This is a genomic window from Runella salmonicolor (assembly GCF_024158025.1).
GTDB classification, from domain to species: Bacteria; Bacteroidota; Bacteroidia; order Cytophagales; family Spirosomataceae; genus Runella; species Runella salmonicolor.
Genome location: NZ_JAMZEL010000006.1, coordinates 103,316 through 121,823 on the forward strand (window position 1 = coordinate 103,316; position 18,508 = coordinate 121,823).

An 18,508-nucleotide genomic window follows, 5' to 3' on the forward strand; every position below is an offset into this window, starting at 1 on the left:
TGTTTTACTTGACCAAAAACTGCACCCGTCGGTTGCGGCGGCGATTTTCGTCGGTATCATTGGGGGCAATGGGTTTGGTGCTGCCTTCGCCTCGGTAGATAAGGCGGGATTCATTGATGCCTTCATTGCCAAGAAAGTTTGCAATGACTTTTGCGCGTTGCTCAGAAAGAATTTTATTCAGCCGAGCATCGCCTACGTTGTCGGTATGGCCTATAATTTCAATGTTAATGTCGGGATTTTTGGTCATGACAGCGGCCAAACGTAGCAATTGACCGTAGGCTTCGGTACGAAGAATATAGCTGCTTTGGTCAAAGTAAATGTTGTCTTCAATACTTACAGATTGACCCGCTTTAATATTGTCAAAAATCTTTTCATTGATGACCCGAGTTGCGGGGGCGGCGGTTGTTTTAACGAGAGGGACAAGCGAGATATTGGTCAAAAATTCACCCCGATTGGCCCATTCTGCTGCTGCCATCTTCATGGTTGTTTTTTCGTAGCCTTTGGCTTCAACTTCAATAAGATAGGTTTGGTCCGTTTTCAGTCTGGTTTCTTTGAGTTGTCCCGCTGGTTTGGTCGGAATCACCTTTTGCGTGGCTTCATTGATAATTTTTAATCTTGCGTTGGGTACTGGTTTTTGACTTTGGCCGTCCAAAATGGCAAAACGAAAGGTTTCTAAAGGAGCGTTGGTGGTGGGTTGTTTGGTGGTCGGTACGAGTTTAGCCTCGTAATTAAACACTTGCCCAACGCCAATCTCTTCGGCATCTATTTCTCCTTTTAAAGGGGCGAACCCCGGCGCGATGGTTTCGATTTGGTAAATATCGGGTTCCACGATTTTGTGTTTGACAGGCAATGCACTCTTTAACTGCGTCACTTGTCCAGTCAAGGAAGCGGTAATTTTAAAAGTGGCCGCAACTCGTTGACCACTAGAGGCATTTACGGCCGATAGGTTAAGGAAAATATCACCGATTTTCGACAACCGTATGGTTAAGGGCGTTGTTTCACTGAGCTTTTCTACGGCTTTTTCCAGCTCTTTTCGAAAAGGCATGTAGCCTTTGGCTTCGGCCTCTATCATGTAACGCCCGTTAGGGTTGAGCGAAATGGGGATTTGTCCGTTGAAAGAATTTTTTTGGTTAAATAATTCACGGTTATCGTTCTCACTTACTATCCGGAGTGTGGCGGGAATGGGCTTGCCCGTTTGCTCTTCCAAGACTTTGATTCTTAAAACAATGTCACCTTTGGATAATTTAATGATTTGGACGGGTTGCTTTTCTGCTAAAGGAGCGGAAACGGTGAGTTTAGAAGTGTGATTTTGATAACCGTTTGCGCTCACGGTGAGGGTATATGGGCGGGGTTGGAGGGGCACGCGAGCAGAAAACGTAGCATTCGTCTCGCGGGTCGTGCCCGAATAGCTTTCCTTTAGGTCGTTGGTAAGCATAAACTCCGCTGCAATTGGCTTGCCTGTTAGGGCATCGACAGCCTGAAACGTAAGTTCTTGTTTGGAAGGAGCAGAAACGACGGTAGCGGGAGCAGTTTGGATAGGTTTGGACGGTTCCTGTGGTTTTTGAGGTATGGGTGCTGCATTTTTTGGGGGCACGAGCGGTTCCAATTCTATGGTCAGGAGGGTTCTATCGTTGGTGGTGCTTTTGGTAAATGTATGAGTTTGGCGGTAGGTCTTGTATTCCTGAAAAGCTATCACTATCAGGTAGTTGATGTCGGGTTTTACGCTTATAATGTAGCGGTCATAATTCATTTGTCCCGCAAGTTCCGTGGGGCTATTTGGGGCCAAAACCGATATAATTGGGATAAGAATGCGCTTGGTGTACTTATCTTTCACTTCAATGCCTACTTCAAATTCATTTTGGGCAAAGCCTGAAGTAAAACCGACAAAACAGAACAGAAAAAAGCAAAAAAATCGCTTCATGGGTGCAACAATGGTTAAATGACAAATTTAACGACTTTCCCCTAAAAAGAAAGAATCAGTACCTTAACGGTTCTGCCTAGGCGGAATGCCGTTAAAATACTGATTCAAAATAAGCCGTTAAAGCTTAGTTTACAGACTTATCTTCTTCTTTTGTTTTCTTTATTACTTTTTTGATGACCAATGTACCGTTTTTGAGGCGCTTGGAAACTTCAATAAACGGCCCCGATATGATTTCTTCGCCTTCTTTAAGGCCCGATAAGATTTCGATGTTTTCAAAGTCACTAATACCCGTAGTCACTTCTCTAGTTACGGCTTTGCCTTTGTCATTCACAAAAACAAGTTCTTTGAGTTTTTCCTCTTTTTTGTTCTTTTGCTCAGGCTCAGCGGGGGCAGGAGGTGCATCGGGGCCTTCTTTTTTGGCTTCGTCCTCTTTGCCACGAGTTGTTACAGCCGCAATCGGAACCGAAAGCACGCCCGCTTTACGGTCGGTGATGATTTCAACGGCGGCCGTCATACCAGGTTTGAAAGGGTACGATTTTTTGGAGCGGTTAACCATCAAATCTCGGTACGATGAGTTCAGAATTTTGATTTTTACTTCAAACTCGGTAACGGCATCGGTTGAGCCTGAGCTGGCCGAAGTCGTAGCCATTCCGTTGGCCGTGTTGGCAATTTCGGTGACTATGCCCATAAATTTGCGCTCGGCGTAGGAGTCAACTTCAATGTCGACGGTGTCGCCGAGGTGAACCCGCACAATGTCGTTTTCGTTTACATCTACCCGTACTTCCATGTTGTTGAGGTTGGCAATACGCATCATTTCCGTACCTGCCATCTGCGACGTACCTACTACACGGTCTCCAAGTTCGACGTTTAGTTTAGAAATCGTTCCGCTTTGTGGGGCATAAATGGTTGTTTTACGGAGGTTTTCGGCTGCATCGCGCAAGGCGGCTTCGGAGCTTTGAACGTTGAATTTAGAGGCCGAGATAGCGGCTTTGGCCGCTTCTACGTTTTGCAACGCCACCCCATAGTCAGCCTCACTTCTTTCAAGGTCGGCGTCCGAAACAATTTTATCGGCTTGTAATTTTTTATTACGCTCGTAATCGGCTTTTGCCCGAATCAATTGCGCATTGGATTGGGCCAGTGAGGCTTTGGAGCGTTCTACTTCCGCTTTGCTGGAATTGACCGCCGCTTGCGCACGGGCCAACAACGCATCGTAGTTGTCGGGGCGGATTTTGGCGAGCAATTGCCCTTTTACCACCGAGTCGCCTTCTTCTACGTAGAGACCGATGATTTCGCCGGGTACGTCGGGGCTGATTTTGACTTCCACTTCTGGCTGCACCCGACCCGAAGCGCTCACGCGTTCAATAATGTCTATCTTTTTTACTTTGGCAAATTCTACTTCGGTCGGTTTGACTTTTCCAATCCAACCTTGTTGCTTAGCGATTAGCAACCCCGCTCCCAATGCTACCACAACGCCTCCGAGTATCCACCATAAACGAGAAGAAGATTTCTTAGCCATGTTTAATTTTATTGTAAAGTGTAATTTAGTGTATGAGTGAGGAAAAGCATTTTTTTCACTCCTGCTTTTACCTCGTTTTAATGTTAATGAGGAAGGAATCCTGTTTTATTCTAAAGAGATAGGTTTGCTTTGGTAGAAATCCAGAATTTTGGTTCTGAAGAGATACTCGTATTTGGCTTGAATCAAACTGGCGCGTGAACGGTCCAAATTGTTTTTGGCGATGTTGTATTCCGTGGCGTTGATAGCGCCCGCGTTAAAACGTAACTCGGCGGCTTTAAACGACAATTCAAGCGACTCGATTTGTCGGGAAGTAGCCTCGTAGCGCTTGGCGGCGTTGACCATGCTATAATAGGCCTGCTCCACCGTTTGACGAATTTGATTCTGGACGATTTGCGCTTGGTATTCCAAGTTTTTTTGCTGAATCATGGCGTTTGCAATGCGGTATTTTACCTGATAACCGTTGAAAATAGGCATCCTCAAAGAGAGAGAAAGGGAGGCGTTGCGGTTAAAATTCAGCTGGTCAAAGTACCCAAAGTCCTGAATGGCTCCGCTCGGAACGGTCACTTTTTCAATGACTGGGACGGTAAAACCGCCATAAGATACATAGCGCGTAGTAGAAGGAACATCCACGACTCTGGAAGCGCCGCCATCACCTACAAAACGCTGTTTAGGGGCCGCGCTGGAAAACGAAGAACTAAGCCCACCGCCCAAGGTGATGGAAGGAAGTTTGGCACCTTTGGCAATTTCAATGCCCGTTTTGGCACTTTCGATGCGCAAGTTAGCCGCGTCCAAATCGGGTAAATACTTGATGGCCGCGTTGTAGACTTGTTCTAGGGTAGCATCGTATGGCGTTGTTGTAGAGGGCGCGGGCAGTGCGATGGGGGTTATCTCAAATACTTCGCTTGCGGGTAGGTTGAGGAATTGTTTCAAGGTCAATTTCGACAATTCGATATTGTTTTGCGCATTGACGATAGAAAGTTCGTCGTTGGCTAACTGGGATTGAATATCATACAAGTTGATTTGCGACAAAGACCCCGCCTTGACCAATCTATCCGTGCGGTCTAATTGCAGGCGAGTGGTTTCAGCCTGACGACGGGCAAATTCGAGTTGTTCCTGATTGTTCAAGACAGAAATATAGCTCGAAGCAACGTTCAAAATCAGGGTGTTACGATTCGCCTCGACGTCTTTCTGGGTGGCAAGAATGTTGGTTTGGTTTTGCTTAATGATGTTTTTTTGCTGATAACCGTTAAACAAATTGACGCCTGTATTGACCGAAAAGTTGGAGAAATTGACCGTTTGCTCCACAAACTGGTTGGTAAACGGGTCAATGTTACGCCCTGATTGTAAACCTTGGCTTCCGCTGAAGTTGAGGGTGGGATAACGCTGCCATTTTGACTGTTCAAACACATTCTGATTCGTTTGAACTTGCAGCATTAATTGCCGCAACTGCAGGTTGTTTTCCAACGCAATCGTAATGCACTGTTGGAGGGTATATTTTTGTTGAGCTTGGACGTGGACTAATACGCTAACACCCAGCGCAAAGGCGAGTAACCATTTTTTCATCGCTGTTTCGGATTTTCGAGGTCAAGGTTACAAAACTAAATTTGCTCCCTCTACTAAATTTGGATAAACGGTGATATAAGTATATCAACGCTTTAAATTCAAAGATTTTGAAAACCAGTTTTATTTAATCACTTTTTGAAAATCAATTTCTCCCGCATTGGTCAAGTGGAGAGTCACGCGTTCGATTTCACCAGTAGCACCAATTTTAAAATCAAATTTCGTTTGGTCAAAGATGCCAGTGCCTTCAAATATATCGTAGTGATAATGGGTGAGTGTGAAGGGGAGTCCATGAAAAGCACCTAAGTAAGTGCCATCGGTTTTGGGCTCTAGCACAAAGGTGCCGTAGGCGGGATGCTCAAAGGTTCCAGCGTATGAATCGGGTACGTGGGAGGGGGTAGTATCTTTTTTGCGTTTTGAGGCGTTGTCGAGTTTTGCCTTTTCCTGCTTCGCTTTTGCCTCGGCTTGGGCGATTTTGAGGCGAGGAGTCCAGTCGATGACTGGTAAACTAAGCCATTTGTCGGAGAAATAATTGCATACGGCATTGACAAAATAATAATCTACGGCCCCTGTATTTGTGAGAATCACGATACCGATATTGTCGTTGGGAAAGAAAGCCATTTGTGAACGGTACCCTTCAATCGAGCCATTGTGGGCCAGTCGGAGGTGTCCACGGTAAGTATTGATGCTCCACCCCATCCCATAAGAGGCATAACCCAACTCGCTAAACGTTGCCTCGGCGGGCGACACGATAATTTGCGGGGTATGGTTTTCTTTTAGATTAGCGGCCGAAACGATTTGTTTGTCCCCAAACTTCCCTTTATTGAGTTGCATAATGAGCCAATTGGCCATTTCTACCGCGTTGGATTTGATGGACCCCGCTGGGCCAATAGCATCTACGTTGCTGCCAAACCCCTGTTCTGTCCATTGGCCGTTGGAGTCGCGGTACGAAAGTGCATAGTCCTCTTTCTGAAACAGTTCTGGATAGGTAAGTGCCGTTTGGTTCATGCCGAGCGGTTGCAGGATTTTTTCCCGCAGAAAATTTTCCCAACTTTTGCCAGAGAGGCGTTCAATCAAAATGCCAGCGGTCATAAACATCAAATTGTTGTATTGATACTGTGCATACAAGGGCTTCGAAAGCGGCAAGTATTTTAGGTTTTGGTATAAACTTTGACGTCCCAGATTGGCATAGAGCCACGTGAGGTCGTGGCGGGCGAGGCCAGTGCGATGAGAGACCAAATCTCGGGCTGCAACGGTTCTCGTGGCAAATTCGTCTTGCAATTGAAAGTCAGGAAGGTACTCTTTGATGGGTTTATTCCAATCCAGTTTTCCCTCATCGGCCAGAATCGCCAACGCCGCCGAAGTAAAGGATTTGGTACAGGAGGCAATCGGGAAAAGGGTCTTTTCTGTAACGGGTAAATTTTTCTTGATGTCTTTGAATCCATAGCCTTTGGCGTACAGAAGTTTACCGTCTTTCACGATGGCCACTGATGCCCCTGGCACGCGCCATTCCACAAGCATTTGGTTAACAAAGGCATCAAAGCCAGTCAGTGGATCGGAGGGTGGGGGAGGGGTGTTTTTCTTTTGGGCAAAAGTGACAAACGTGAGTAAAAAAAGGAAGACTAAGGAGTAACGGGGATTCATACTGGGTTGATGTTTTTACAAATATTGATAAAACTTAAAGGAAGTGATACTGCTAGGGCGCAGTATTTTTGCTTTAAGGACACGAATCAACAAAAAAACATTTTCCAAGGCTAAACTATGGGCAAATTGGATGGTTCTGGTTGTTTTAAACGCACCAATCGGTAGAATCGAATGGTCAGAAAAACCGCTGAAAACGTAAGTCCCGCCGAGAGGGCAATCCAAATCCCTTCAACATCCATTTGGAAGGTAAAAGCCAACACATAACTCAAGGGAAGGGAAATACCCCAATAGGCTATCAGTGTGATTATGGTGGGGACATTGACATCTGACACGCCACGCAAAGTGCCTAGACCCGTTGCCTGAATGCCATCGGAGAGTTGAAAAAAGCCCGCGTATATCATGAGCGTTGCCGCAATTTGCGTTACTTCTGGATTGTCTTTCAGGTAAAGCGACACCAGAAAATCACTCGCCGTCAGAAATGTAATGCACCATACGCCCATAAATGCCGCAACCAGCACAAAAGCGGCCGTGCCTGCACTGCGCACGTTTTTGGGTTGTTGTTCCCCAAAAGCGCGCCCCACGCGGATGGCTCCCGCTGAGGCAATGCCCGTGGCCATCATGTAGGTAGTGGAAGCTAAATTGATGGCGATTTGGTGGGCAGCCAACTGACTTTCACCCAGCCAGCCAATCATGACTACTGCCAGTGAAAAAGCGGCTACCTCAAAGAAAAACTGAAACCCGACTGAGACGGATAACCGTAAGATTTTGGCCACTAGTTCGACACGTACACGACGGGCGGCCACAAGATACCGTGAAAAATGCTTGGTTTTATAGATATAGACCAGAATAGCCACCGCCATGTAGGTGCGTGATAGTAGCGTTCCTGCGGCGGCTCCGTTGAGGCCCATTTTCGGGAAAATCCAGATACCATTAATCAGCAACCAGTTGACTAAGGCATTGAAACACAATGCTGAAACGGTCACAATCATGGCTACCCGTGTATAGGAAAGCCCGTCGGCTAACTGCCGGGCCGCCACAAATATCAATAACGGCAAGGTAGAAACGCTTAAATAGTACATGAATGGCTCGGCCAAGCGGGCTACTTCGGGGGTTTGGCCTAATGCGTCCATATTCATTCCAATGGCTGCTCCTACGACTCCTAAAACAGTACTCAGCAAAATAGCTACGTAAAGCCCCGCCCGAAACAAACGCCCGATTTCGGCCGTATCATTTTGGCCCTTGGCTTGAGAAATCAGCACTGCAATGACGCCTAAGCCACCAAAACCAATGCTCGTGACCAGAAACGATAGCGAAGTAGCCAAGCCCGCCGCGCCCAACGGCACCGCACCCAGAAACCGCCCCACCATCAGATTGTCGGTAACGCCCATGAGAATAACGCCGAGTTGGGCAATGATGATGGGAATACTTAACTTAATCGTTTCAAGAATTTCGCGCCGCATGACTGATTTGGAATAATTCGAATTGTACTTAGGTATTTACTTTTCAACCCAAGATTTTAAAAAATAGTTTGGCCGTCGGCGTGTATGTTGCAGAGTAAAAAAAATGTAATGACCCTGAATACAGCAATTCAAAGAAGAATATTTTGGCTTTAGAGGCCAATTCAAGGAGGAGGAACTACAAAAAAACGGATGGCTTTGGGCCACCCGTTTCGTTCATATTTATTCAACGACTAATGAAAGAAATCTTTCATTTTCTCGAAAAATCCTTTCTCATTCTTTCCTGGTTTGGGTTGGAAGTTGGGAGAGGATTTTAGTTTTTCGAGAATACTGCGTTCTTCGGCGCTGAGTTGCTTGGGCGTCCAGATATTGACGTGAATCAATTGGTCGCCGCGACCGTAGCCGTTGAGTTCTTTGATGCCTTTTCCTTTGAGGCGTAGGATTTTTCCACCCTGTACTCCCGCTTCAATCGGCACGCGGGCTTTTCCGTCGAGGGTAGGTACTTCGGCCGTGGTGCCCAGGGCGGCATCTACGAAGTTGAGGTGCAGGTCATAGACGAGGTTGTTGCCGTCACGCTTTAGTTGTTCGTCTTCTTCCTCTTCTACCACGATGAGCAAATCGCCCGCCACGCCGCCCCGGGGCGGTACGTTTCCTTTGCCGCTCATCGAAAGCTGCATTCCGTCGGCTACACCGCCAGGGATTTTGATGCTGATTACGTCCTCTTCCAATACGCGGCCTTCGCCTGCGCAAATTTCGCAACGGTCGGTTACTATTTTTCCTTCGCCGTTGCAGGTAGGGCAGGTGCTGGTCGAAACCATTTGCCCGAGCATCGTGCTTACCACTTTCCGCACCTGACCGTTGCCGTTACAGGTGGTACAGGTTTTGAGGGAAGCGCCGTTTTTTGAGCCGTTGCCGCCGCAAGTGTTACAGCCAACGTAGCGTTTTACTTTAATTTTCTTTTCAGCTCCTTCGGCTACTTCGCGCAAATCGAGTTTTAACTTGATACGCAGGTCGGTACCGCGCCGTACGCGGCGTCCGCCGCCCCCGCCACCATTGCCGAAAATATCGCCAAATGGTGATGCATCACCGAAAATATCGCCGAATTGTGAAAATATGTCATTGATATCAAAGCCTTGACCTCCGCCAAAACCGCCATTCCCACCCATGCCAGCGTGGCCAAACTGGTCGTAGCGCTTGCGTTTTTCAGGGTCACTCAAGACCCCGTATGCCTCGGCTGCTTCCTTAAACTTCTCTTCGGCAGAAGGGTCGTCGGGGTTTTTGTCGGGGTGATACTTAATCGCCAGCTTACGGTAGGCTTTCTTTATTTCATCATCTGCCGCCGTTTTGCCAACGCCAAGAATTTCGTAATAATCTCTTTTTTGTGCCATTTTTTTTTGTGTTAATCGTTACCGCGCGGGCGGCTCCGCTGTCATTAGTTATCTGACATAAGTTTACTCCGATTAACGGTTAAAGATAACGGATAACCTAATTAACTTCCTACGACCACTTTAGCGTATCTAATTACTTTTTCATTTAAAAAATATCCCTTCTCAACTTCATCAATCACTTTGCCTTTCAAGTCGTCGCTTGGGGCGGGGAACTGCGTGATGGACTCGTGCAAATCAGCGTCGAATGTTTCTCCTTTAGAAACCATTGGTTTAAGACCTCGGCTTTCCAATGTCTTTGAGAACTTTGTATAAATTAACCCAACTCCTTCTTTTAACGGCACAATGTCGGTTGTTGTTTCAAAAGAAGACATGGCACGTTCAAAGTCGTCGACGACGGGCAATACCGCCTTCATCAATTCTTCGTTGGCGGTTGAAATCAATTCCAATTTTTCTTTGGCGGTGCGGCGACGGAAGTTTTCAAAATCAGCATATAGGCGCAGGTATTTGTCTTTCAGCTCCGTAATTTCAGCCTGTAATTTTTCGGTTTCCGTGGTTTCGGTTTCCTGAGCGATTTCTACGGGAGTTTCCGTGCCCTCTACGGGTGCTGTCGTTTCGTCCGTAGTTATGTCATTTCCGTTGTCTGTTGTCATAATAAATAGGTGTACGCTACTGTTCAATATTTTCTACAAATGTCGGCAATTTCTTTGCCACTACCTCAAAAGCTGACAGATTGGCAGGGTAATTCAAGTCTTAATAAATGAACACTTGGCTTTATTGACGGGTGTTTATTGAAAAAATAATATCCTTATTAGGCTTTTTTGTGGGGTGGAACCTTCCTTAAAAAGTAAGCTTTGTAGATTCACTATTTTGATTAGTACGTTTTGGGGTACACTTAAAGAGACTTTTGTGTCGTCGTCTATTTATAATCAGTAAGTTAGCTAGGAGAGATTGCGTGACCTTCTAAAATGTTTTTCGTCTGAATATTAAAAGCCTAAAAAGGATGAAACAAACGTTACTCACTAAAGACGAACTGGTCTCATCACCCAAAAGAAGCTATACCTCTCCGAGGCTTCATAAGATAGGTCAGGTAAAAAAAATGACTGCTAAAATAGGGAGTCAATTTGATGCGCTGACAGGTACAAATTCACTCACTCCTTAGTGTATTACTAACCTCTTTATTTCCGATTTTATGAAGAAAATCTACCTTAGTCTATTCTTGGTATTTATTTGGTTGAAGGGTTTTGCAGCGGGTGAAATCGCCTTTGTTTCTTTTCAATCAGATGACCCAGATTCTTTCTCGTGGGTGTCGTTGGTACCCATTCCCGAAGGAACGACAATTCTTTTTACCGACAATGGCTGGAACGGTACGGCTTTTCGGACCAATGAAGGCGTTTTGACATGGACCGCACCCGCAGGGGGCGTTCCTGCGGGGACTGTGGTGACAATCACGGGAGGAACAACCGCATCCACCGGAACGGTTACTTCTTCAGGAACGTATGCATTATCCACCGCAGGAGACCAATTATTTGCCTTCAAAGGAACATTAGCTTCTCCTACCTTTATCGCGGGTATAAATTTCGGGGGTACGGGTTGGGATGATACCGCGGCTAGTACCAATTCAACCGCTTTACCCCCAACGTTAACGAATGGTTCCAACGCAGTTGCGGTAGGTAATCAGGACAATGGACGTTTTAATTGTACTGACGGCAGTGTGATGGGAAACATTGCTACCATCGGGTCAAATATTAATACGGTCACCAATTGGACTACGAGTGCGACTCCCTTAAGTCCAGCGGTAAGTGCCTGTGCTTACACAAGTTCCAGCCTTCCTGTGCGCCTTATTTCGTTTAAATCAGAGGCACAATCTGCCGTTATTGAACTCACTTGGCAAACGGGAGAGGAGATAAACAATAGTCATTTTGAAATTGAACGTAGTAGCAATGCCCAAAACTTTGAAGCGATTGGGCGAGTCATGGGCACTGGCAACAGCACCGCAAAGCAGATTTATTCTTTTGTGGACGTTTCTCCGAAAATAGGTCTTAATTATTACCGTCTAAAACAAGTTGATTTAGACGGACAATTTGAATATAGTCGCATTGTATCTGCACGATTGACTGGCTTTGGCCTTTTTAAGGCCTACCCTAACCCGGTTGTGGGGATTTTGACGATTGAACTCCCTTCCGAGTCAACAATTGAGTCGGCTTGTTTGATAGATTTAACAGGTCGTAAAGTAAGGGAGTTTTCCGATAGTAATGTATCAGTGGAAGGTGTTGAAAACGGGATGTATACGCTTCAGGTCAAAACAAAAGATGGACGGACTTTTCAGCAACGGGTTTTGAAAATAAACTGATAATCTGTTCATTAGGTTATTGCATCAACGGTTATGTCTGGTATTTGTGGAATTGTCTATTTTGATGGGAGGAAGGTACAGGAAGAACTTCAGGCAATGACCTGTGCCATACAGCACCGAGGAAGTGACGGAATTCGAGTAATAAAAAACGAGAATATCGGCTTTGTACATTTACAGCTGAACGTTTCTGTAAACATAGCGACTGATTCATCCCCTATTGTTGATAAAAACGGCGTTTGGTGCGTAGCTGATGCTCGAATAGATAATCGGGCAGCATTGCTAACTCAATTATTCCCTTCTCTACCCAGCAGTGAAGCAGAGAGTTTGGGTAATACTGCCCTCCTTTTGGCGGCTTACGCGCATTGGGGGGAGGAAATGCTTTTTCACCTAATTGGCGACTTTGCATTCGTTTTGTGGGATGAGTCGCGCCAAAAACTCATTGCTGGACGAGACCATTGTGCGGCACGACCGTTGTATTACTGTTATCAACCTGGTGGTTTTGTTGCTTTTGCTTCAGAAATTAAGTCTTTGTTAACGCTTCCAGAAGTTTCTAACGAATTTAATTTTGATAAAATCCACCGTTATTTGGAATGGGCCTCGTCTCTGAGACCCTACCGAGCGGAGACTTTTTATAAAAATATTCATTCGTTGCCACCTGCCCACTTGCTTACTGTGGAGGCACACGCGTTTAAATCCCGTTTTTGTTGGGATTTGAAATTGGAACGTTTTGCCCACCTCCGTACCGATGAAGAATTCATTGAAGCATTCAAAACAACGTTTTTAGAAGCAGTACGGTGTCGGCTTCAAACGTCATATCCTGTAAGTGCGCATTTGAGTGGTGGGCTAGATTCTTCTTCCGTTTGTGCCACCGCCCATCACCTGCTCGGACAAGAACTGAACACACTCCATTTCGACATGGGAGAGGCCACACAAGCAGAAGAAAAACGATTTGCCGAACGTATACTTCAATGGGGGATTTATCAGCATCAGTACATTACTCCAATGACTGATTTGATGGCTGCTGTACAGACGCTGACCACTCTTTTTGACCGTCCCGACCATTTTACACTTTTGCCCACCTATTATTTGGCGGCGGCTGAGGCTATAAAAAAGCAAGGAAGCCGTCTACTCTTAACAGGACATGACGGCGATAGTGTGGTGGGATACGGAAAAACGTATCCTATGCGGTTGCTTCAAAGCCAAAGGTGGGGAGAGTTTAAAGAATTGATGAAACAATACGCTCAAATTGCGGATTTTAGCCATCGTTTTGAACAATGGCCTGAATGGCCCTTATCAAAAAGGTATGCATTTATCGTGCGGAGTTATACCCAGAGATATTTTGTAAAAATAGCAAAAAATAAAGAATGGAAACGCTTAACAAAGGAAGGATGGGAGAGTGTCAAAGCGCTGAAAATGTTGCCTTTTGGAGTGAATGTGCTGCTGGTTGATGGGGTGCTAAATTGGATTAGAAAATATAAGAAAAAACAAAAGTTCATTGTCGAAACAGACTACGGATTTTTGCCAGAACAGGCGCATTTAGTGGCCGATATTCTCCACGAAGGGATGTTGGAGAGCACCGAAGAATTTGAACAGATTGCCGCGCACTATGGCTACGAAGCGGCGCATCCTTTTTATGATAAACGGCTCATTGAATTGTGTTTGGTCATCCCCGACCGCCTGAAATTTAACCTAGGCTATGGACGTGGCCCCCTCAGGGCTATGATGAAAGAAGTACTGCCCGAGGAGGTTCGATTACGAACCAGCAAAGCCCTGATGAATCAGCCTGTTAAAATGCAAATTAGCCAGCATCAGCGCGAAATCACTGGTCTGTTTGGGCAGGCACAACAACTGCTACCATTGTTATTTACCGAAGCGCAGGCCCTTATTTTGGATGGCTATTTTAAACGAGCCTTGAAAGAAATGGCTAAGAAATCTTCAGGCAGTATACACCTTTACGTGCGAGAAATTCATTTGGCCCAGTGGCTGCTGAACCAAAAACGTTCCTAGAAACTGCCACGGTCGTAGAACGAGCGGCGGCGAGAGAGTTTTAAGTCACGTAGCAGTGCCGATTTGGCCCGGATTTCAAACGAATAGTTGTTGGCCCGAATGCCCGAACCCGCAAATGGTGTCCAGTTAAACGACATTTCCCAGCAGTGTAGGTCGCGGGTGATGCCGATATTGGTGATGGAAGGGGCTTTGGCAACGACATCGACGCCCGTATCAAACACAAATTTCCAGTTGGGCGTAAGGCTGAAATCACCGTTGACGCGCAAAGCCTGAATGGTGGTTCCTTTGGACAGCCCTTGGCGTGAGTACCCAAAGTTATAACTTAAATTGAGCGTCCAAGGAATATTGAAGTCTACGTAGGCGTCTGGGTTGGCATTGATGAGGCGCTGTTGCTCTTCGGTATTTGGAGTGTTGGCTTTTTTGGGCTTATCGGAGCCTTTGGGTGCAAAACGAGTACTTAGTGCTACATTGACGTTGTTGAGCCGGGCCAATCCTTGCTTTTCAGTAAACGACCAGCGGTTGATTTTTCTCCCTACGGCACCATACAGTTCGTCTTTTACGTAGGCGTACGGGTCAAAATTGGCCGAAAAGTTAAAGTTCAAATTCTTGAAAAGCTGGGCATTGGCGTTGAGACTAATGTCCGACATTTTCAATGAATCAGCCAGCAGGTTATAAGAGCCGTTTAGGCTGAGGTTGTCCAGAATAGATTTTTTTTCAAACTGCTTACCCGTTGAATCTGATTTGGGACGCATTTTGGCTTCAAATAAGTTGTTCAAACTCCACGAAATACCCGCCGCCGAGGTGCCCGAAGTGGTGAGGTTACCACCAATGGTGCGGTAGCGATTGAGGTACCTCACGTCGCCGCGTTGGTTGACGACGGTTTTCTCAAAAAGATTTGATTGGTCAGGAACGTAGCTGAAACTAGCCGAAGGAATCAAAGTGTGTCGAATGGCTTCCAGTCTTTTTCCGTGAAAAAAGAAGGTGCCGTACACTCGGGTGTTCATGCTGGCACTAAACGAGACGTTGTTGGCAAAGTAAAAACCCTGAAGGGTATCTACCTTCACTTTGTTGTTGCCCATGTACTCATATTTGAACTTCTTGGTAAAGGTTTCTCCCGACAGTGAAATGCCAGGGGTAATGTTGATGTAGCGGAATAACTTGATATTGGGTAACGAAATCGGGACCGAAAAGCGCCCGGTGAGTTGACCATTTTTAATAAATTCGGGTAAACTCTGGGAGTTTAAGGCGTAGGTTGTAGGTGCTCCTGATTCTGGGGTCACTACCGTGGGTGGGTTAAAGAGCGAAAATCCCAGCCGGGCCGTAGAAGTATCAGCGTAAACCTTGGTATTGTTGGCACTGATGCCGCCGCTAAAATCCATTCCTAAACGGAAGCTTTCGTACCATGCGCCTGTGCCGCCTTTTAGGGCAAACGGGGCGATTTGGTTAATGCCAAAGTTGAAATCTATCCCTGCATCTAGTGCACCGGGATCGGTATTGGTCACGCGCCCCAACGAATCTCGGGTTTCTTTGGAACGGTCTGGAAACCGCTGGTTGACGCGGATGCTGCTTCCTATCCGGGCAAATTGCCCAAATTGCTTGTTGTACTGCACCGACGAGCTTGCCACGTTTTGGATGTACCGCGTGGTGCTAAATTCATTAAACTGATTAAAGCTGTTGCTTCCGATGTTGACCGAAGCACCAAAACTTGAGGTTCCTCGTGGCACGGGCGCATGACTCCACGTGAGGCTGAAATCATTGCGCGGTCTGTTCAATGCTTTCACTTCATTTCCTTGCAAATTGCGGTTGAAGCGCGCGTTGAAACTTCCGCTGTAACGGTATTTTTGGGCATAAGTCGAGGCAACCCCTAACCCCCAACTTCCTTTAGAATAAATCTGCCCCGTAAAATTCATGTTGATTTTTTCGCTGATGGCCCAGTAATAGCCACCATCGCGCAGGTAATATCCCCGGCCGTTGGGTTCTTCACCGTATTGAGGCATAATGATGCCCGAAGTGCCGATTTCTTTTTTCTTCGGAACGGGAAAAAAACCAAATGGCAAGCCCACGGGCAGAGGCACATCGGCAATGACCAAATGAAAAGGCCCAGAAATGACCTGTTTTTCGGGAATCACCTTGATTTTTCGGGCCGCAATGTGAAAGTGAGGCTGGGCTAAGTTGCAGGTGGTATAAATTGAACCCCTTACATACATATTGTTTTCTTCGTCTTTCTTGACGGTGGTGCCTCGGATATTACCGTCGCCTTGTTGGGTTACAATGCCTTTTATAAAGCCTTTTTTACTTTTAAAATTATACCGGAGCTCTTTGGTATCGTATTTTTCACCATTGTCTTGAAAGATGGGCTGCCCAATCCACTTTTTAGCGGTTGAATCGTAATTGCCTCGCGCAAAAACCTCGTTGGTTTTCCAGTTGAGACGGATATAGTCGGCATCCAAAATGATGGCACCATACGTGACGTTTGCTTTGCCGTACAAATGAACTTCCTGCTGCCCCGGGTCCATGACGGTTGAGTCTTGGGCGCTGTATTTTACGGTACTTTTTAAATCACTGTCGGATTGGAGTGAGTCGGTTTTGGTGCTGTCGGCATTGATACCCACGGCAGAAATAACCTTCGGAACCACTGGAGTGGCCCTTTTCATGGAATCCAAAAAAACGGGAGTGGATAGTCTTTTGGGGGCTAATACCTGTGAAAAAGCCTCAAAGCCAACCCCCAGAAAGGTCAGCCAGAGAAGGCTTATAGCCACACGCGCACTGATTTTACGATTGGAAGAGAACAATTTTACACATGCTTTATTTGCAAAAGTACGTCTTTACAGGTTTGAAAAGGCCGAAACATTGTTAAAAGTTATTAAACGAATTAAAATTTTATCAATGAGATGAAAACAGGCATCAGTAAAAATCGGCGGTAAACGCCTTAAAAAGAGACATCTTCTAACCGTTCTTTTGAATGAAACATACCTATTTTCTGCCGGTGGTTGTATGTGCCGCATTCTTTGCTTTTCGCCTTCCGCAGCCTGTACCTGCTTCTGCTCCGATACAAACGAAAACCCCGCCCAATATCTTATGGATTACTTGCGAAGACATGAGTTTTCAATTGGGGGCCTACGGAAATAAACTGGTGAAAACGCCGAATATTGACCGTCTGGCAGCAGAAGGGGTTCGATTTACCAATGCCTTTGCCACCGCAGGGGTATGCGCTCCGAGCCGTTCGGCCATTATTACGGGCATGTATCAGCAGTCTATTGGCACCCAAAATATGCGCACGTTGGCGGCCTCAGCAGCGGCGCTTGATGCCTATCCTCCTGGTTTTAAGGGCTATTCGGCGGTTGTGCCCGAGGAAGTCAAATGTTTCCCAGAATACTTGCGGGCGGCGGGGTACTATTGCACCAACAATTCTAAAGAGGATTATCAGTTTCAAGCGCCCCCCACCGTTTGGGATGAAAGCAGCAACAAAGCCCACTGGCGCAACAGAACGGATAAAAATCAGCCTTTCTTTGCCATTTTTAATCTTACCGTGACGCACGAGTCGCAGGTTTGGGTACGGGCCAAAGAGCCTTTATTGGTAAAACCCGAAGACGTAGTGTTGCCGCCGTATTATCCTGATGTACCAGAAGTGCGTCTGGACGTGGCGCGGCATTTATCCAATGCCATGGTGATGGACGAGCAGGCGGGCAAAATTCTAGCGCAGCTTCGAGAAGATGGCCTTGAGCAAAATACCATCGTTTTCTTTTATTCCGACCACGGCGACGGGCTTCCTTTTGTAAAACGGGAAATCTATGACCGTGGCCTTCGGGTGCCGTTTATTGTAAAAAATCCCTTTGAAAAAAGTAAAAAAGGCGTTGTCGACCACCGATTTATCAGTTTTGTGGACTTGGCCCCCACCATTTTGTCGTTGGTAGATTTGCCCATTCCCGCGCATTTGCAGGGGCAAGCGTTTCTGGGGAAACAGCAGGCACCTAAACCTCGTCAGTATACCTTTGCCGCCCGCGACCGGATGGATTCAGAATACGACCGCGTACGAACCGTGCGCGACAGTCGCTACCGCTACGTACGAAACTATATGCCCGAAAAACCCTACTACCAAAATATTCAGTACCGCTTGCAACAGCCTTCCATGCGGGCCATACTAGCGTTGAAAGAGCAGGGAAAACTCAACGAGGTTCAATCTTTGTGGTTTAGGCCGACCAAACCCAAAGAAGAATTGTATGATTGCCAAAAAGACCCCTATGAGTTTAATAACCTTGCAGAGCTACCTCAATACCAGGCTAAACTGAAAGAATTGAGAAAAGTGTATGAAGCGTGGATTCAGAAAGTCGGTGATACCGCCGCCGAACCCGAAATGGAGATGGTGCGCCGTTGGTGGAACGGTAAAGAGCAGGCGCCCGTCACGGAAACGCCCAAAATACAGTCTGAATTTTCTAAAATTACTTTATCTTGCGCCACCAAAGGCGCCTCGATTGGCTACAAACAACGTTGGAAAGACCCAAGCTGGAAAGTATATACGCAACCCATCAATGCCTCCGCAGGGGATTCGTTGTATGTGGTGGCGCATCGCATTGGTTATCAGAAAAGCCCCGTTGTAGTACTGAAACTCAATTAATAATTCACCGATAAAGAATAAATTCAAACCCACGTTCAAAACCCAAAAAT

Annotated in this window: 11 protein-coding genes; 3 read left to right on the forward strand and 8 right to left on the reverse strand. The window is 46.3% G+C overall.

Annotated elements, in window-relative coordinates:
* Nucleotides 1-4: 4 nt before the first annotated feature.
* The 7 genes from NCI00_RS15745 to NCI00_RS15775 all read right to left on the reverse strand — a co-directional run bounded on the left by NCI00_RS15745 (nucleotide 5) and on the right by NCI00_RS15775 (nucleotide 10,136).
* Complete coding sequence (locus NCI00_RS15745; RefSeq protein WP_253529066.1) at nucleotides 5-1,921, reverse strand: OmpA family protein; 1,917 nt, start codon at nucleotides 1,919-1,921, stop codon at nucleotides 5-7.
* A 124-nt stretch (nucleotides 1,922-2,045) separates the two neighbouring features.
* A complete protein-coding gene (locus NCI00_RS15750) occupies nucleotides 2,046-3,437 on the reverse strand; it encodes an efflux RND transporter periplasmic adaptor subunit (RefSeq protein WP_166560652.1) in 1,392 nt (463 codons plus the stop codon).
* A gap of 105 nt (nucleotides 3,438-3,542) precedes the next feature.
* Nucleotides 3,543-5,000 (reverse strand): TolC family protein, encoded by a 1,458-nt coding sequence (locus NCI00_RS15755; protein ID WP_253529067.1) that lies wholly within the window; start codon nucleotides 4,998-5,000, stop codon nucleotides 3,543-3,545.
* A gap of 120 nt (nucleotides 5,001-5,120) precedes the next feature.
* Nucleotides 5,121-6,641 carry a serine hydrolase gene (locus NCI00_RS15760; RefSeq protein ID WP_253529069.1) on the reverse strand — a complete coding sequence of 507 codons (1,521 nt, stop codon included), beginning with the start codon at nucleotides 6,639-6,641 and terminating at the stop codon, nucleotides 5,121-5,123.
* Nucleotides 6,642-6,751: 110 nt separating this feature from the next.
* Nucleotides 6,752-8,101: an MATE family efflux transporter gene (locus NCI00_RS15765; RefSeq protein WP_253529071.1), complete on the reverse strand. Its 1,350-nt coding sequence runs from the start codon at nucleotides 8,099-8,101 to the stop codon at nucleotides 6,752-6,754.
* 230 nt (nucleotides 8,102-8,331) lie between these two features.
* On the reverse strand, nucleotides 8,332-9,486 hold the full coding sequence (gene dnaJ, locus NCI00_RS15770; RefSeq protein ID WP_166560648.1) for a molecular chaperone DnaJ: 1,155 nt from the start codon (nucleotides 9,484-9,486) through the stop codon (nucleotides 8,332-8,334).
* A gap of 101 nt (nucleotides 9,487-9,587) precedes the next feature.
* Entirely contained in the window at nucleotides 9,588-10,136 is a 549-nt protein-coding gene (locus NCI00_RS15775; RefSeq protein WP_253529074.1) for a nucleotide exchange factor GrpE, read from the reverse strand.
* A 539-nt stretch (nucleotides 10,137-10,675) separates the two neighbouring features.
* Between NCI00_RS15775 and NCI00_RS15780 the strand changes: the two genes are divergently transcribed.
* Entirely contained in the window at nucleotides 10,676-11,836 is a 1,161-nt protein-coding gene (locus NCI00_RS15780) for a T9SS type A sorting domain-containing protein (RefSeq protein ID WP_253529077.1), read from the forward strand.
* A gap of 33 nt (nucleotides 11,837-11,869) precedes the next feature.
* Nucleotides 11,870-13,843, forward strand: a complete 1,974-nt coding sequence (locus NCI00_RS15785; RefSeq protein ID WP_253529080.1) for an asparagine synthase-related protein — start codon at nucleotides 11,870-11,872, stop codon at nucleotides 13,841-13,843.
* Here the strand turns inward: NCI00_RS15785 and NCI00_RS15790 are convergent.
* Nucleotides 13,840-16,602, reverse strand: coding sequence for a putative LPS assembly protein LptD (locus tag NCI00_RS15790; RefSeq protein ID WP_253529083.1), 2,763 nt, complete (start codon nucleotides 16,600-16,602; stop codon nucleotides 13,840-13,842). The two genes, NCI00_RS15785 and NCI00_RS15790, sit on opposite strands and share 4 nt — an antisense overlap.
* A 203-nt stretch (nucleotides 16,603-16,805) precedes the next feature.
* On the opposite strand from NCI00_RS15790, the gene NCI00_RS15795 reads away from it, so the two are divergent.
* Complete coding sequence (locus NCI00_RS15795; RefSeq protein ID WP_253529086.1) at nucleotides 16,806-18,458, forward strand: sulfatase-like hydrolase/transferase; 1,653 nt, start codon at nucleotides 16,806-16,808, stop codon at nucleotides 18,456-18,458.
* The last annotated feature ends 50 nt before the right edge of the window (nucleotides 18,459-18,508 follow it).